Consider the following 16,025-nt stretch of genomic DNA (forward strand, 5'->3'; position numbering starts at 1 on the left):
CTCACTCCTAAATTCTTTCAAATATATAAATTTTTCTTAAATTATATATTGTATTATTTTTATATCCTGCTTCTTCGTTCATGACATTAGCTAGATAGAAACTTATAGTAACAATCACCAAATCTGTTTCTTAATACAATTTTAAGCTAAAATGTTCAAAAAGAATGTGATTTAAATCATATTTCGCTAAATTTTCTGTAATTGTAAATCCATAGGTTGTAAGATATTCTAATTTAGTTGTTGTAAGTTTTGTTGCAACTGTTTCAGCTTATAATTCAGAAAAGTCATCTCTTGAAGCTAGCACTGTTCTTGTTCATTTATATGTTAATCTTAATGTTGCTATAGATATTCAAAGTTATAAAACAGTCTCTCTAGTTAATAGTTAAGTGATTTATATCACGGCACTATTATCATTTATGTTATAAAGTTATATAAAACAAAGTTTTTAGGAGGAATATAGAAATGGAAAAAATAAATGTTAACTATGAAAAAATGTATTACGGATTTCCTGTAATTCTTATAAGTTTTTTTGATAAAAATGGGCTTCCAAATGTAACTACTCTTTCATCTTCCTATAGCCTTAAGGATATGGTAGTTCTTGGCTTTAGTAGCAAAGGATATGCAATTAATCAAATTAAAGAAGTTCGTGATTTTGTAATTAATATCCCTGACAGTTCACTTAGGAAAGAAATTAGCTTTTGCGGAACTAAATCTGGTCATGAAGTTCAAAAGTTTGACGCTACCAAATTAACTTATTCTAAATCTAAAATTGTAAACGCACCAATCATTGAAGAATGCCCAATTACTATAGAATGTACTTTAACTGATGTTATCGAAAAAGATGCCTATGCAGGTATTACTAATATTCTTGGAATTATAAAGGGCAGGCTTATTTCAAAGGAATATTTAGATGATGAAAACAGATTAAATATTTCAAAATTTGATAACCTTTTATATTTTGGGGATGGAATAAACAAAGGATATAGATATATTAAAAATGAGCAATAAGATAAGGAGGGAGCTATATGTCTTACGAAGCTATTTGGGCTAAAAATCAAAGACTAAATGACGTAGAAATTATAAAACTTGAAAAGGATGGCTTAGATGTAATTGAAACTATAATTGACAAATACTCGAAGGAAGGTTATGATTCAATAACGCCTAAAGATATGAATAGATTTAAATGGGCTGGCGTTTACGAACAAAAGCCAAGAGAGGGATACTTTATGATGAGAGTTCGTATTAATTCTGGAATAATGACTTCAGAGCAAGCAAAAGTTTTAGCAGGGATTGCTAAAGATTATGGACGTGGAATTGCAAACGTCTCTACAAGAGGAGCTATACAGTTTCACTGGGTTCAGGTAGAAGATTTACCTTCTATTTATGAAAGATTAGAAGCTTGTGGCCTAAGTCCTTTTGAGGCTTGTGGCGATTGCCCTAGAACAATAGTTGGAAATCCTCTTGCTGGAATTGATAAAGATGAACTTATGGATACAACTGAACTTGTAGAACAAGTTAATAATTTCTTCTTATTAAACAAGGATTTTTCTAATCTACCAAGAAAATTTAAAATATCAATATCAGCCAGTATACATAATGCAGCTCATGCACAAATTAATGATCTTGCCTTTACTCCAGCAACAAAAAAAATTGATAATCAGGACGTAATTGGTTTCCACGTATGGGTTGGAGGAGGACTTTCAGCAAGCCCTCATTTAGCACAAAAACTAGATATATTTGTTAAACCTGAAGATGTACTAAAGGTTGCTGAAGGTGTATGTACTATTTTTAGAGATTATGGATATAGGGAAAAACGTACTCGTGCCCGCTTAAAATTTTTAGTAGCTGACTGGGGATCAGAAAAATTCAAGAATAAATTATTAGAATTCACTGGGGATATGCCAAGCTCAGGTGATGATAAATTAGCTTCATGGAATGCATCTTATTATTTTGGAGTACATTCCCAAAATGAAGATGGCAAAAGCTATATTGGTGTTAGTTTACCACTTGGAGAAATCACTTGTGATCAACTTTTAGAACTTGCCCATATTTCAGAAAAATACGGAGATAGAAAAATTAGAACTACACTATCACAAAATTTAATTATTACAGGTATAAATGATGAAGAGATGCCTTCTCTATTAAAAAAAGATGTATTTAAACAACTTTCTCCAAATCCAAGTATTTTTACAGGATACACAGTTTCTTGTACAGGTAAAGAATTCTGTAATTTAGCCATTGTTGAAACAAAAAAACGTGCTAAAGAAGTTATCGAATATCTTGATTCTAAACTCAAACTAGATACACCGTTGCGTATCCATTTTACAGGTTGTCCTAATTCTTGCGGACAAAAACATATAGCTGATATCAGCCTTCAAGGTGCACTAATAAAAACTGAAGATAGCTGTGAGGAAGCCTTTACCATATGGCTTGGTGGTACACTAAACAATGGTGGGCAGTTTGCAGAAAATCTAAACTACCGTGTAAAATCTACTGAGGTTCATATAGTTCTTGAGAAAATAATAACTTTCTTTGAAAAAAGTAAGTTAGAGAATGAGACTTTTAATGAATTTATCGCAAGAGTAGGAATTAGTAAAATCACAGAAAACATATAAAAACCTAATTAAAACATAACCAGTGAGATATTTTTATGTCCCACTGGTTTAATATTTTATTCTTTCTTTTTTCCAACAGCTGCAAGATATATAATAAATTCTTCATCTCCATCCAGCCCCAAAAGAGTATCTATCATCTTTTGATCATAAATTCCTATAGCACATGCACCTGCTTTGATTGATTCACTGGCTAAATAAAGATTTTGGCATACATGGCCAACATCTATTAAAATCTTTTTATGTGCCGTAATATCAAACTTCCATTCTGAACGATATGGAGTCGTGCTCCAAGCAAATAACACAGCAGCTTTCTTTGCAAAGTTAGGTACAAAAGGCTGGTCTAAAGTAATTTCATCTATTTTATTGTCAATTTCATCTAATTCAAACATGAATAAAAGTTTATGCTCTACTGGTAGATATCTATAAATACCTTTTTGTATCCCATCAACATTCATAATAAATAAATATGTTTCAAAAGAATGCGTTGCCCCACTACAGGGAACTGTCCTTAAAGTTAGACCTGCTTTATTAGTTTCAGTAATTCCTTGAGTAGCCCATAATAGATACGACAATTCTTCAAGATTCATAGACTTTTCAGCATAAAGCCTTGTACTTCTTCTATTACCTATACACTTATAAATATTAGAATTCGTTACAGTTTCTTCACTTACCCTTGGTAAAGCAACAATTCTAGATTGCGAATCATAAGATTTTATACTATCTGGCTGAGGTATACCTTTCATTTTATCAGTTTTTATATTTTTGAATTCGTCAAAATTAGATTTCAAAAAATTTCTCTGCTTTTCATATCTTGTCATAAAAATTCTCCTATCCTATCTTTTGGAAAATATAATATCATAATACTGAAAAATAGTATGTATCATCAGTTACGTTTATTGTTCTATAAGACACAATTATTTCTATATTGTAATGTTATTTACCAAATCATTTTATACAAAACATTCTTTACTATTTAAATCATATTAGCATCTTCCTAAACAAGCTCCGGAATTTAATTCTTTCTAATTTTGAAAGTTTTTTATAAAAATGACTTGCAACATATATCTTTTAGATATATATTAGATATATCTAAAAGATATATTGGAGGAAATAAAAATAATGAATGAACTTTTTATTCTAGGCGAATTAATGGAAGAACCACAAAGTGGTTATGATCTACGTAATGCCTTACAAGCTTCTTTAGGACGTCATCGTAAAGTCAGCTATGGAGTAATTTATCCATTGCTTGAAAAATTACAGAATGATGGTTTTTTAGAAATAACTAACGTAGAATCACACGGAAAAAATAAGAAAATGGCAACAATTACAGAAAAAGGGGAAGAACGTTTTTTTGAACTAATGAAAATGCCTGTTCCAAGTGGAGCCCATACTGCTGATATATATTTAATTAAACTTGATGTAATGCAGCACCTTACACTAGACCAACAAATGCAACTATTGGATCAATTCGATCAAGAACAAAGAGATATAATTGAAGATACGCAATTTGCACTAAAAAAATTAGCTGAGGAAAATTCAAGAGATCACTGGTATGCAAGTAAAAGGTTTGAATTACGACTACAGCAGGCAAATGTTGCAATTGATTGGATTAAAGAGTTTAAACATGAACTAAAGAAAGAATGGTGATAAGAATGACAAAAGAAATAAAAGTGGCTTTATTAATGGCTGCTAGTCTCTTTATGGAGATTTTAGATGGAACAATCGTAACAACTGCACTACCTAAAATGTCCCAATATTTTCATACAGGTTCATCAACAATTGCTTTACTCGTTAGTGTGTATTTGATCACAGTTGCGATTTTTATTCCCCTAAGTGGATGGATGGCTAATCAATTTGGGAAAAAGAAAATTTGGATTATTGCTGTCATCCTCTTTACCATTAGCTCCTTAAGCAGTGCACTAGCGCCTAATTTCTCTTTACTTTTGATAATGAGAATTATACAAGGGATCTCTGGTGCATTGATGACACCTACCGCAAGACTGATTGTGTTAGAAAAAACACCAGCTTCACAGCTATTAAAAATGATTAGTTACTTAATTTGGCCTGCACTCATCGCACCAGCAATAGCACCTTTAGTTGGTGGATTTATTGTTACCTACTGGAACTGGCAATGGATTTTCTTAATTAATGTACCAATAGGTTTAATTACAGCATTAATAGGAGCAAAATTAATAGATCCTGATAAAGAAAAAAATAAAACTTTATTTGATCTTATAGGATTTATAGAAATTGCACTTTCATCTGGCATAATTTTGGTTGGAGCAGAAATAGCCACTCACGGAAAAGATTATTGGCTTAGCGCGCTAGGATTAGTAATTTTGGGAATAATACTTGGATTTATAGTTTTCAGGCACTTAAAAAAATCAGATAATCCACTATTTTCACTTGATTCACTAAAAATAACTTCTTTTAGAATATTCCAAACAAGTGGATCTGTTCTATGGCTATGTGTTGGAGCATTACCGTACATATTAACAATTTTTTTACAAACAGTCTTTCAATGGTCAGCAGTAAAAGCAGGTAGTTATGTGCTATTTATTTTTGTTGGAAACATTGGAATTAAACCTTTTACAAATATAATTATTCGTAAATTAGGCTATCGCGGTGCACTATTATCATCATTTGGAATGGTGTTTGTTACATCAATTGGTTTAGCATTCATTCAAATTAATACTTTTCCTGCTTGGATAATGTTTCTTGCGCTAGTTTCAGGTGTAGGACGTTCATTAGCCTTAACTGCTTACAATGGACTAAGCTTTTCTGAAATAGCCCCTCAAGATCGGAATAGCGCAAATACTTTGAATGCTGTCGTTTCAACATTAGCACAAGGGATGGGGATATCAATTATTACAGTTGTTGTTAATTTACTACAAATTTTCTTTTCAATTACTATCTCTTATAAATTAGGCTTTGTTTTCCTTGGTCTATTGATGTTATATCCAATAATTGAAGTAATATTTTTACCTAAAAACATTGGACATGCTACAATCAGCTAGTTTTATTTACAGTCTTCCCATTAAGAAAAACTCGGACTTTAAGTAAACTTGCTATTACATCATAAAATAGGCCGTTAGAATGTATGTTTTTCAAAAATTGTGTCAATAATTAAAATACGATTTCCTATTTTCAATAAATAAAGAGATAGCACTATTATCATTAACCTGATATTTCTGCTATCTCTTTCTATTTCACTAAAAGAACTAGTTAAATTAATTTACATATATCTTTATTTGGAAAGTTCATTTTGAAAATCACAAGAAGCAACAACCTTATATCCTAATGATCTTAGATTTTCCAGCAAGATTATTACTCCTGTAATATACTGTTCTTCCTTTATACCTTCTCCAGGCTCAATACCAAGATAATATTTTGAGTATAGAAAACCGTCTTCTTCTTTAACGCTTTTTTCTTCACTAAAATCTTCATTATTTATCAATTCTATTTTCATTAAATCTGAGATGATTGTCCATCTTTTTTTACTACCCATTGTTATTTTTTCAATTAAACTCAATATAACTTCTTCTTCTTCATCAGTGTTGATGAAAATTTTACAGTACGAACTTCTATATTTACTCATATTATCACTCCCTCATAACAAAATATTATCTAATATGTACTCAATACAAGTATACATTAATAGATGGAATACGTAAATATTTTGAAATAAGTCTCTAATTATCCATAAAAATCTTATCATTATCCAACGTTTCATAACACTATCATGTTTCGATAATATTTCCGTCAAATTTGAATCCTAATATTATTAACATTACAAATAATTACATTGAAATAAACTCAAAAAATGCTAAAATACAAATAAATACTTAGCATATATGACTATAAAATCGGATATTTATCTTATTGGCTTCAATATAAATTCCTAGAGAATAAAAAGATTTTTGTATATTTCCAATATGAATATGGGGAAATATATATATGATATGAATTACAAGTTTATTAATCTTAAGGAGGTATACATGACAGAAGCTTTAATGAAAAGGCCAAAACTTAATGCCGTTCAAGTGCTTGCAGTAGGCTTTGTGCTAGTTATTTCAATTGGTGCGGTCCTACTTAGTTTACCAATTTCATCAGCAAATAACGAATATACTAATTTTCTAGATTCACTATTTACATCAACCTCAGCTGTATGCGTCACAGGACTTGTAACTTTAGATACAGGTACTTATTGGAGTAATTTTGGTAAGACAGTAATAATGCTTTTAATTGAAACTGGTGGACTTGGATTCATGTCTTTTACTGTTTTTATAGCAATAATTTTAGGGAAAAAAATTACTCTTAAAGATAGACTTATAATGCAGGAATCAATGAATACTTTTAGCATACAGGGGCTTGTAAAGATGGTTAAATATATTTTGTGGTTCACAATAATTATACAAAGCCTAGGTGCAGTATTATTGTCAACACAATTTATACAACAGTTTGGATTAAAAGTCGGAATATTCTACAGCATATTCCATTCAATATCTGCATTTTGTAATGCTGGCTTTGATTTATTTGGAAATTATACTAGTTTAGTTAGTTATTCTAGCAACCCTATTGTTTTATTAACTATAAGTGCACTTATAATTATTGGCGGGCTTGGATTTACCGTTTCACTCGAAATATATAATTATAAAAAAAACAGAAAACTTTCGATTCATTCAAAAATTGTACTTTACATAACAGTAGCTTTAATTATTTTTGGTTTTTTACTTATATTTTTTATTGAGTATGAAAATCAAAAAACTCTTGGATCCATGAATTTTAGAGATAAAGTTCTTAATGCTTTTTTTGCTTCTATTACCCCAAGAACTGCAGGATTCAATAGTATTTCAACTGATGGAATGACTATGGCTGGTAAATTTATAACTATTATATTAATGTTTATTGGCGGCGCGTCTGGTTCAACAGCTGGAGGACTTAAGGTAACTACTTTTGGTGTACTTCTATTTACTTTAGTGTCAGTGCTAAATGGAAGAGAAGACACTGAAGCATTTGGCAGAAGATTTTCCAAGGGAACTGTATATAAAGCTTTTACTCTATTATCTATTGCTACGATATTAGTGTTAATAGTAACTATAATTCTTACTATTACGGAACCAAAGGAACTTTTCATAAATTTACTGTATGAAGCTACATCAGCTTTTGCAACTGTTGGACTGACTACTGGAGTTACTCAAAATATAGGTTCTATTTCTAAAGTAACTCTTATTATAACTATGTATCTTGGCAGAGTTGGTCCTTTAACAGTCCTATTAGCTGTTATTAATAAAAAGAAAAAAAATAAACTTAAATATCCTGAAGGAAAAATATTAATTGGATAGGAGGTCATAACTTGAAAAATAAGCATTTTGTTATAATTGGACTTGGAAGATTTGGCACTTCAATAGCTACAACATTATATAATTTAGGTCAACATGTATTGGCTATTGATATTAATGAAGATAGAATTCAAGAAATCGCAGATAATGTTACTCATGCTATTCAATTGGATGCAACCGATGAAAATGTATTAAAAACTTTAGGTCTTAGAAACTTTGATGTAGCAATAGTAACAATTGGAACTAATATTCAAGCTAGTACTATGGTAACCCTATTAGTTAAAGAAATGGGAATTAAATATATAGTAGGAAAAGCTACTAGTGACTTACATGCTAAGATTCTATATAAGATCGGGGCAGATAGAGTTATTTTACCTGAACAAGATATGGGAATTAGAGTAGCTCATCATTTGGTATCATCTAATATACTAGACTATATAGAGCTGCCTTCAGACTATAGCATGATAGAGCTTGAACCACTGGATGAATGGCTTAACAAATCTATAAGAGATATTGAGATAAGAGGTAAATACGGTATAAATATAGTTGCAATAAAAAATGACAAAAGCATAGATGTTTCTCCTTCTGCAAATTATATTATTAAACGTACCGATATTTTAGTAGCTCTTGGCTCCAATAAAGACCTAAATAAGTTTGAAACCTTGATTGGTAAAAAAAATTAATTTTTATGTTTATTTAAAATAGAAACAATTTAAGTGAAACAATAGCTTCCATTTTGTAATAAAGAATCTTATCTGAAGCTTAAGTTTCACTTTATTTTAATGTAATTTAATTTGTAATCTTCTCCTCTTTATAGTTATCCTTTAAGTTTATTAATTTAAAAATTATTGCACCAAATATAGCAGATAAGATTGAAACAATCATAACACTCATCTTAGCCAAAGATAATGTCCCTTCATCAGTAAATGATAAAGAAGATATAAATAACGACATCGTGAATCCAATGCCTGCAAGAATACTCGCACCATATAAATGTCTTTTAGTCACATTAGATGGTAACTCAGCCAACTTTAATTTTACCAAAACATAGGAAATTCCAAATATTCCAACTTGTTTACCAACAAAAAGCCCAGCTATAATTCCTATGCTAACTGGTGAAAATATTATATTTGATAAACTATCCGTACTAATCACCACACCAAAATTTGCAATAGAGAATATCGGCATAATAATAAAGCTTGATATAGGTGTTAACGCATGTTCAAATTTATATAAAACTGATGTTTTAAACTCATTAACATTTTTTCCCGTAGGTAATGCTATCCCAAGTAAAACTCCAGCAATTGTTGCATGTATACCTGATTTCAAAATAAAAATCCATAAGGCTAACCCCATAATAATGTAAAATGATTTATGTTTAACTTGTAATTTATTAGCTATTAGAAGTATTGCAAAAACTATCAAGCCTATGGCAAGTGAAAGCCATGAAATTTGATTGCTATAGAATATTGCTATTACTATAATAGCTCCTAGATCATCAACTATTGCTAACGCTGTAAGAAAAACTACTATTCCTTTTGGTGCATTTTTAGCTACTAAAGAAAGAATCCCTAACGCAAATGCAATGTCTGTTGCCATTGGTATTCCCCATCCGGAAATTGTCACTGCTTTATAATTAACTAAAGCGTATATAATTGCTGGTACAATCATCCCTCCTACTGCCGCTGATATTGGAAGTATTGTCTTATTAAAAGATTTAAGTTCTCCAAACACAACTTCCCTCTTTATCTCCATACCAACAACTAAGAAGAATATAGCCATTAATCCATCATTAATCCAATGAAGAACTGACATCGACAAAGAAAGATTCATATATCCTATGGTTATATAAGTATGTAATGTATTCTCATATACTGACGCAAATTTAGAATTTGCAATTATCATAGCCAAAAGTGCAGAAATTAATAATATTATGCCACTTGAAGATTCATTTTTAAAAAAGTATATAAATGGATTTAAAATTTTATTCTTCATACTTGCTTTCCACCTTTCTATCTTATATATAACCTAAAATGAAAACTTAATGCATTAATATGCAAGTGCATGTTCCTAATTATAAAAAAGGTGAGAATACCCTAAACTAGAGTTTCCCACCTTCTAAACTAATTGATTGAATATAAATCATAATATTTCGCTTAAACAATCTATTTATAAAAATTTTTATATTCTTAGTATATTCTATATTACTATTTCAATAAAATTCTTCATAATACCTTAGATAGGCAAAACAGTTAAACTATAAATTTAACATTTTTTTATGCTTTATCTCTAACAAATAATAATTTATAAATTTGAACTATAATAAGTGGAATAACTGATAGTCCATAAATATAACTAAATTCCATTGAATTTAATGCACTAACTTCAAAGATTCCACTTAAAGGTCTAAAAGTCAGAACTAATAGTAATAGCAAATAGCCAATTATTGCTGCAATCCATATAGTTTTGTTTGTAAATAATCCTATTTTAAAAATCGATTCTTTAGATCTACAATTAAATCCATGAAGCAGCCTTGATAAACATAAAGTTGCAAAAGCCATTGTACTTGCAACCTCAGCACCACCTGTATATAATCCTATGTGAAAAGCCGCCATAGTAACTATTGCAATGAGTAACCCTTCCATTATAACTTCAATTGCAAAAGATTTATTAAGTATTGGAACATTTATATTTCTTGGTTTTTCTTTCATTATGTTCTCATTATGAGGTTCAAGTCCTATTGCTATTGCTGGTAAGCTATCTGTAACCAAATTAATAAACAATAGGTGAACTGCTGCAAAAGGTATTGGTAATGCTCCTATTGACGCATACAATACTGATAATATTCCTGCAGTATTACCTGATAAGAGAAATTTAATTGAATTTTTAATATTTGCATATATGCTTCTCCCATTTGAGATGGATTTTACTATAGTTGAAAAATTGTCATCAGCAAGTACAATTGAAGCAGCATCTTTAGCAACTTCTGTCCCCGTTATTCCCATTGCAATTCCTATATCCGCCTGCTTTAAAGCTGGGGCATCATTTACACCATCTCCGGTCATTGCAACAATATTTCCTTTTTCCTGCCATGCTCTTACTATTCTGATTTTATGTTCTGGAGATACTCTAGCATAAACTGAAATCTTATCTACTTTGTTTTTTAACTCTTCATCACTAATTTTCTCCAATTCAAAGCCTTCCATTGCCTCTGATTCATCTTTAAGTATTCCTATTTGCTTAGCTATAGCAGATGCAGTAATTTTATGATCACCAGTTATCATTACAGGTTTTATTCCTGCTTTAATGCATTTTTCAACAGCTTCTTTCGATTCATTTCTTGGTGGGTCCATCATCGCTATAAGACCAACAAATATTAAATCATATTCATCTTCAAGAGTAATTTCTTTTCCTTCTGAAATCTCCTTATAAGCAAAAGACAAAACTCTAAGCCCATCCATTGAAAATTTTCTATTTATCTCTTCAATTTCTTTTTTGTGCTCTTCTGTAAAATCCATTATTCCTTCTGAAGTTTCAACTTTTACTGTTCTTGATAAAAGTACATCTAATGCACCTTTAGTTAACATTATGTATTTATCATTAAACTGGTGAATAGTACTCATTAATTTTCTATCTGAATCAAAAGGTACTTCTCCAAGTCTTGGATATTGATCTCTTATGATCAATTCATCTAGTTCATATATTTCACCTAGATTAACTAATGCAACTTCAGTTGGATCACCAATTTCCTTATTTTCTACTGTAACAGCATCATTACACAATAATGCCATTAAAACTAAATTTTTCTCTAAAGTCTTATCATGATCCAAGCTATCATGATCAAGTATCTTCCCATCTACAAAAACTTTCTGCACTGTCATTTTGTTTTGTGTTAACGTACCTGTTTTATCTGAACATATAACCGATATACTTCCAAGACTTTCAACTGCATGAAGTTTTCTTACAATAGCATTTTTCTTAGCCATCTTTTGAGTTCCAAGTGCAAGAACAATTGTTACTATTGAACTTAGCGCTTCTGGTATAGCTGCCACCGCTAAAGATACTGCAAACATAAAGGAATCTATAATATTACGTCCTCTAAATATATCTAAACCAAAAATAATTGCTGAAATTATTAAAATGACAAAAGCAAGTTTTTTACCGAAGTTATCTAAACCAACTTGAAGCGGTGTTTTCTTTTCCTTTGCACTTTCTAACAAGTTCGCTATTTTCCCAATTTCGGTATCCATCCCTATACTTGTAACTAAAACAACTCCTCTTCCGTAAGTTACAAAGCTTCCGGAAAATACCATGTTTTTTCTGTCACCAATAGATACATCATCTTTATTTATTACATCTATAAATTTTAAAACACTTTCTGACTCACCTGTTAAAGAACTCTCATTCACTTGAAGACTAAAACTTTCAAGAATTCTACCATCTGCACTAACATAATCTCCGGCATCAAGATATAAAATATCTCCTACTAAAAGTTCTCTTGAAGGAATCTCAAGCTTTTGACCATTTCTAAAAACCTTTGCTACAGGTGATGAAAGGGCCTTAAGTCCCTTTAATGATTGTTCTGCTTTAATATGTTGTATTGTGCCAAGTATTGCATTGATAATAACTACAACCATTATAACAATAGTACTTTCAAGCTTTCCTAGAAAAGCTGAAATGATTGCTGCTACTAATAATATAATTACTAAAAAGTCCTTGAACTGCTCAAGAAAAACCTGAAATGGACTTTTCCTTGCTGCTTCCTCTAATTCATTAAAACCATATTCCTCTCGTCTTTTTGTAATTTCTTCATCATTTAAGCCATTGCTAGTAACTCCTAACATTTCCAGTGACTCTTCTGGTGTTTTCTCATAATACCCTCTCATAAACTGTCCTCCTTAAACTTCAAATATTTTTCGTTTTTTCATTATTCATATAGACTCCCTTCTAATTATTTGATTTTCTATTTATTAATTTATTATAAATTAATAAAAATATACTAAAAAAAATAATAATAAAAACACAAAATATTACATTATTCATTCATCATATGAACTTACTCTAATTATAACTTATAAGATATCATGTTAAAACAATTATAAAGTTACAAATTACTACACGCGCAATAAAGTAAACGCATTTACATTCAAAGTCTGCCACTTACTTTATTCTATAAGCAACCCATCTAGAAAGCCTTCCTATAACTTCAAAGGAAACAATATTACATACCAACTCAGTTAGCTTTCCAAACTTCCTATAAAGCAAATTAAAAGCTAAAAATGGAATCCATTGTTTTTTAGATTTAGGTAGTCTCTTCATTATATTCTTAAACGTATACACTTCTTTATATATCCATAGATAGCCATTATATAATTCTTCTGCTGTCATATTCTTTGGTTTGTATACAACATGGGAAGTATTATAATTAGATAAATTATGATCTACTATTCTATTTTCCTTTAATAATGATGCGTATAACTTTGTGCCAGGATAAGGAGTCATTATATGAGACGTTACTGTTTCTATTTTATTTTTAACTATCCACTCTAATGTGCTATTAAATATTTCTGCATCATCTTCATCTAATCCAAAAACAAAGCTTGCATTTATCATTATTCCTCTTTTATGAATTTCATCGACAAGCTTCTCATATCTACTTACACTATTTTGAATTTTATGTACGCTCTCTATTGATTTACCATTTATACTTTCAAAACCTATGAAAAGGCTTTGGCATCCTGACCCTTTCATCTCATCTAATAATTCAGGCATGTCCACTATATTAGACGTAACTGCTGCATTCCATTTTAACTTTAGAGGTTTTATTTCCTTTAATAGTTCTTTTGTCCATTTAGGATTGCCAATAAAGTTGTCATCAATAAACATAATATGTTTTGTTTTTAGTACTTTAATGTCTTTAATTACATCTTCTATAGGCCTATTAACATAGGTTTTTATAGACTTAGCGCAGCTATTATAGCAAAAATCACATTTAAAAGGGCATCCCCTGCTTGTACTGATTATATTAGTATATAAATATTTCTTATTATCTATCATGCCATAGTCAGGGGACACTATTTCATTTCCTCGAATGTTTTCCATATCATAATATATCTTTTTAATTGAATTATTTTCTACATCCTTAAGAACTTTCTCCCAAACTCTCTCAGCCATTCCTATAATTATTGCATCAAAGCTGTTTGGTGCTCCTTCTGGATCTGCCGTTATATGTATTCCTCCTGCAATTACTTTTACTCCACGTTTTTGAAATTCCTTTGATATTTCTACTGCCCTATTCATAACGTCTACAGTAACAGTTATTGCAACTAAATCAACGTTTTCATCAAAATCTATATTCTCAACATTTTCATTTTCAATAATAACCTCATGTTCTTTAGGCGTAAGGTTTGCTATTGTCAGTAAAGCTAATGAAGGAGACATTCTCGTCTTTAATTTTGTATCCATAGGCCTTGGCATCATTGCAGGTTGAATTAACTTAATCTTCATATTGCCTCCTCAAGTAAAATCCACTTAACACTTAACTAATTTATTACTATGGCGTCTTTTTTCAAAAATATTAGCAAATACTACACTAATACTAGTTGACAAAATAACTATTAATGCAAATAATATGATTCCTGGAGCGTCGTCTCCATCTGCTATGATAAATAGAAGTGGCATGGCTATCACATATAAAAGACTGATTGTAATTCCACAGTATCTTATATTCTTCAAAGTCTTTACAGATAATTCCGACAAGGCTTCATTCTTATTAGCATAGCTTATGAATTTTATGGTCTGATAAAGTGCAAATAAGAATGGCGGCACCGCCCCATACAGTCCGATAAAGCCAAGATATTGCAAATATGCTGACACCGAAATTACTCGTGATAATCCTGTTGTTACCATAGGCAACAAAAATATAAGTAAAGCAACAATTGGACCTCCAATAAAAACAGATACCTTTAATAAAATTGTTGAACTTCGTTTCATAAAAATCCCTCCTATATTAATTATTATTTGTGCAAAACCATTAATTATTTTGCTTAACTTTTGATTTTTATATATCATTTTTGTATTCTAAAATATCGCCCGGTTGGCAATCTAGAGCTTTGCATATTGCCTCTAAAGTTGAGAATCTAATAGCTTTTGCTTTACCATTTTTGAGTATAGAAAGATTTGCCATTGTTATTCCAACTTTCTCAGTAAGCTCGGTCACACTCATTTTCCTTTTAGCTAGCATAACATCAATATTAATTATAATCGCCATATTATTTTCCTCCTGTATTCTTCATTCTGTACATTAAGATTATTGATTTTTACGCCTTACACTGTTAAATCATTTTCTGATTTTATGTCTATGGCTTCTTTTAAGAGCCTTTGAAGAACAGCAGAGAAAACTGCGATTACCAATGAAGCAAAGATAGGTATCATTCCAATTATTATTAAACCTGGAGCATCGTCTTTCTCTGCTAACAAGTAAACAAATGGAATTACTACCACATATAATACAGATATTATAACTGCACAGTATTTTATATTCCTTAAAGCCTTTACAGATAACTCAGAAAACGCTATGTTTTTGTCAATATAGCCTAAAAGCTTTAAAGCCTGATACAATGCAACAAAGAACGGAACAACTGATACAAACATCCCTATTAAAATTGGATATATCATATTTGCATAGTCTGGATTCACTGGATTATTAGTTAACCGAACTGCTCCAAATATGCATAAAGCAAGAACTGGAACTCCAATAAGAATAACAGCTATCTTTAAAAAAATCGTTGAATATCGTTTCATAAAAAGCACCTCACTTTTAAATTCTATATATAAGATATCACATATTTTATCGTTTATCAATAAATTTTCATTATATTTCACTGTTTATTTATTTAAAAACAAGAAAAAACCATTCTGCCAAATTAATGTTAGTTGAAGGAAAGGTTAATCGAAAACATGACACCTTGTAAGACTAAAATTTATATTTATACTAGATACAATAAGGTTTTCGACATTCCAAATTTTTATTATCTTCTATGCAAAAAAGAACTGCCAACTGACAGCT

At 30.3% G+C, this 16,025-nt stretch carries 14 protein-coding genes; 6 read left to right on the forward strand and 8 right to left on the reverse strand.

Annotated features, from left to right (window positions below):
* The first annotated feature begins 462 nt into the window (after window positions 1–462).
* Window positions 463–1,008, forward strand: a complete 546-nt coding sequence (locus PZA12_RS15365; protein ID WP_023975469.1) for a flavin reductase family protein — start codon at window positions 463–465, stop codon at window positions 1,006–1,008.
* Between the two features lie 17 nt (window positions 1,009–1,025).
* Window positions 1,026–2,615 carry a nitrite/sulfite reductase gene (locus PZA12_RS15370; protein ID WP_077844287.1) on the forward strand — a complete coding sequence of 530 codons (1,590 nt, stop codon included), beginning with the start codon at window positions 1,026–1,028 and terminating at the stop codon, window positions 2,613–2,615.
* 56 nt (window positions 2,616–2,671) lie between these two features.
* Here the strand turns inward: PZA12_RS15370 and PZA12_RS15375 are convergent, their stop codons facing one another.
* Window positions 2,672–3,433 (reverse strand): SagB/ThcOx family dehydrogenase, encoded by a 762-nt coding sequence (locus PZA12_RS15375; RefSeq protein WP_077844288.1) that lies wholly within the window; start codon window positions 3,431–3,433, stop codon window positions 2,672–2,674.
* Window positions 3,434–3,734: 301 nt separating this feature from the next.
* On the opposite strand from PZA12_RS15375, the gene PZA12_RS15380 reads away from it, so the two are divergent.
* On the forward strand, window positions 3,735–4,262 hold the full coding sequence (locus tag PZA12_RS15380) for a PadR family transcriptional regulator (protein WP_077844289.1): 528 nt from the start codon (window positions 3,735–3,737) through the stop codon (window positions 4,260–4,262).
* A 5-nt stretch (window positions 4,263–4,267) separates the two neighbouring features.
* Window positions 4,268–5,632: an MFS transporter gene (locus tag PZA12_RS15385; RefSeq protein WP_103699107.1), complete on the forward strand. Its 1,365-nt coding sequence runs from the start codon at window positions 4,268–4,270 to the stop codon at window positions 5,630–5,632.
* A 230-nt stretch (window positions 5,633–5,862) separates the two neighbouring features.
* On the opposite strand, the gene PZA12_RS15390 is transcribed toward PZA12_RS15385, so the two are convergent.
* The gene (locus tag PZA12_RS15390; protein WP_078116245.1) at window positions 5,863–6,213 is read right to left on the reverse strand and encodes a 1,4-dihydroxy-6-naphthoate synthase; all 351 of its coding nucleotides are present in this window, start codon (window positions 6,211–6,213) and stop codon (window positions 5,863–5,865) included.
* A gap of 400 nt (window positions 6,214–6,613) precedes the next feature.
* Here PZA12_RS15390 and PZA12_RS15395 point away from each other — a divergent pair, with 400 nt between their 5' ends.
* Both PZA12_RS15395 and PZA12_RS15400 read left to right on the forward strand, forming a co-directional pair.
* A complete protein-coding gene (locus PZA12_RS15395) occupies window positions 6,614–7,960 on the forward strand; it encodes a TrkH family potassium uptake protein (RefSeq protein WP_103699106.1) in 1,347 nt (448 codons plus the stop codon).
* Between the two features lie 11 nt (window positions 7,961–7,971).
* Complete coding sequence (locus PZA12_RS15400) at window positions 7,972–8,640, forward strand: potassium channel family protein (RefSeq protein WP_103699105.1); 669 nt, start codon at window positions 7,972–7,974, stop codon at window positions 8,638–8,640.
* Window positions 8,641–8,746: 106 nt separating this feature from the next.
* On the opposite strand, the gene nhaA is transcribed toward PZA12_RS15400, so the two are convergent.
* The 6 genes from nhaA to PZA12_RS15430 all read right to left on the reverse strand — a co-directional run bounded on the left by nhaA (window position 8,747) and on the right by PZA12_RS15430 (window position 15,760).
* Entirely contained in the window at window positions 8,747–9,952 is a 1,206-nt protein-coding gene (gene nhaA / locus PZA12_RS15405; RefSeq protein ID WP_103699104.1) for a Na+/H+ antiporter NhaA, read from the reverse strand.
* Between the two features lie 281 nt (window positions 9,953–10,233).
* Entirely contained in the window at window positions 10,234–12,843 is a 2,610-nt protein-coding gene (locus PZA12_RS15410; protein WP_103699103.1) for a cation-translocating P-type ATPase, read from the reverse strand.
* Window positions 12,844–13,117: 274 nt separating this feature from the next.
* Window positions 13,118–14,464 (reverse strand): B12-binding domain-containing radical SAM protein, encoded by a 1,347-nt coding sequence (locus PZA12_RS15415; protein WP_103699102.1) that lies wholly within the window; start codon window positions 14,462–14,464, stop codon window positions 13,118–13,120.
* Between the two features lie 24 nt (window positions 14,465–14,488).
* Window positions 14,489–14,950 (reverse strand): DUF2975 domain-containing protein, encoded by a 462-nt coding sequence (locus tag PZA12_RS15420; RefSeq protein ID WP_103699101.1) that lies wholly within the window; start codon window positions 14,948–14,950, stop codon window positions 14,489–14,491.
* A gap of 67 nt (window positions 14,951–15,017) precedes the next feature.
* Complete coding sequence (locus tag PZA12_RS15425; protein WP_065418213.1) at window positions 15,018–15,227, reverse strand: helix-turn-helix domain-containing protein; 210 nt, start codon at window positions 15,225–15,227, stop codon at window positions 15,018–15,020.
* 56 nt (window positions 15,228–15,283) lie between these two features.
* The gene (locus tag PZA12_RS15430) at window positions 15,284–15,760 is read right to left on the reverse strand and encodes a DUF2975 domain-containing protein (protein WP_103699100.1); all 477 of its coding nucleotides are present in this window, start codon (window positions 15,758–15,760) and stop codon (window positions 15,284–15,286) included.
* Window positions 15,761–16,025: the final 265 nt, after the last annotated feature.

It is taken from the genome of Clostridium beijerinckii (assembly GCF_036699995.1).
In the GTDB taxonomy this organism is placed as follows: domain Bacteria; phylum Bacillota; class Clostridia; order Clostridiales; family Clostridiaceae; genus Clostridium; species Clostridium helianthi.

What these genes read in the sequence shown, in the direction of transcription:
- PZA12_RS15365 (WP_023975469.1), top strand. Translation starts at nt 463, where the DNA reads ATGGAAAAAATAAATGTTAACTATGAAAAAATGTATTACGGATTTCCT.
- PZA12_RS15370 (WP_077844287.1), top strand. Translation starts at nt 1,026, where the DNA reads ATGTCTTACGAAGCTATTTGGGCTAAAAATCAAAGACTAAATGACGTA.
- PZA12_RS15375 (WP_077844288.1), bottom strand. Translation starts at nt 3,433, where the DNA reads ATGACAAGATATGAAAAGCAGAGAAATTTTTTGAAATCTAATTTTGAC.
- PZA12_RS15380 (WP_077844289.1), top strand. Translation starts at nt 3,735, where the DNA reads ATGAATGAACTTTTTATTCTAGGCGAATTAATGGAAGAACCACAAAGT.
- PZA12_RS15385 (WP_103699107.1), top strand. Translation starts at nt 4,268, where the DNA reads ATGACAAAAGAAATAAAAGTGGCTTTATTAATGGCTGCTAGTCTCTTT.
- PZA12_RS15390 (WP_078116245.1), bottom strand. Translation starts at nt 6,213, where the DNA reads ATGAGTAAATATAGAAGTTCGTACTGTAAAATTTTCATCAACACTGAT.
- PZA12_RS15395 (WP_103699106.1), top strand. Translation starts at nt 6,614, where the DNA reads ATGACAGAAGCTTTAATGAAAAGGCCAAAACTTAATGCCGTTCAAGTG.
- nhaA (WP_103699104.1), bottom strand. Translation starts at nt 9,952, where the DNA reads ATGAAGAATAAAATTTTAAATCCATTTATATACTTTTTTAAAAATGAA.
- PZA12_RS15410 (WP_103699103.1), bottom strand. Translation starts at nt 12,843, where the DNA reads ATGAGAGGGTATTATGAGAAAACACCAGAAGAGTCACTGGAAATGTTA.
- PZA12_RS15415 (WP_103699102.1), bottom strand. Translation starts at nt 14,464, where the DNA reads ATGAAGATTAAGTTAATTCAACCTGCAATGATGCCAAGGCCTATGGAT.
- PZA12_RS15420 (WP_103699101.1), bottom strand. Translation starts at nt 14,950, where the DNA reads ATGAAACGAAGTTCAACAATTTTATTAAAGGTATCTGTTTTTATTGGA.
- PZA12_RS15425 (WP_065418213.1), bottom strand. Translation starts at nt 15,227, where the DNA reads ATGGCGATTATAATTAATATTGATGTTATGCTAGCTAAAAGGAAAATG.
- PZA12_RS15430 (WP_103699100.1), bottom strand. Translation starts at nt 15,760, where the DNA reads ATGAAACGATATTCAACGATTTTTTTAAAGATAGCTGTTATTCTTATT.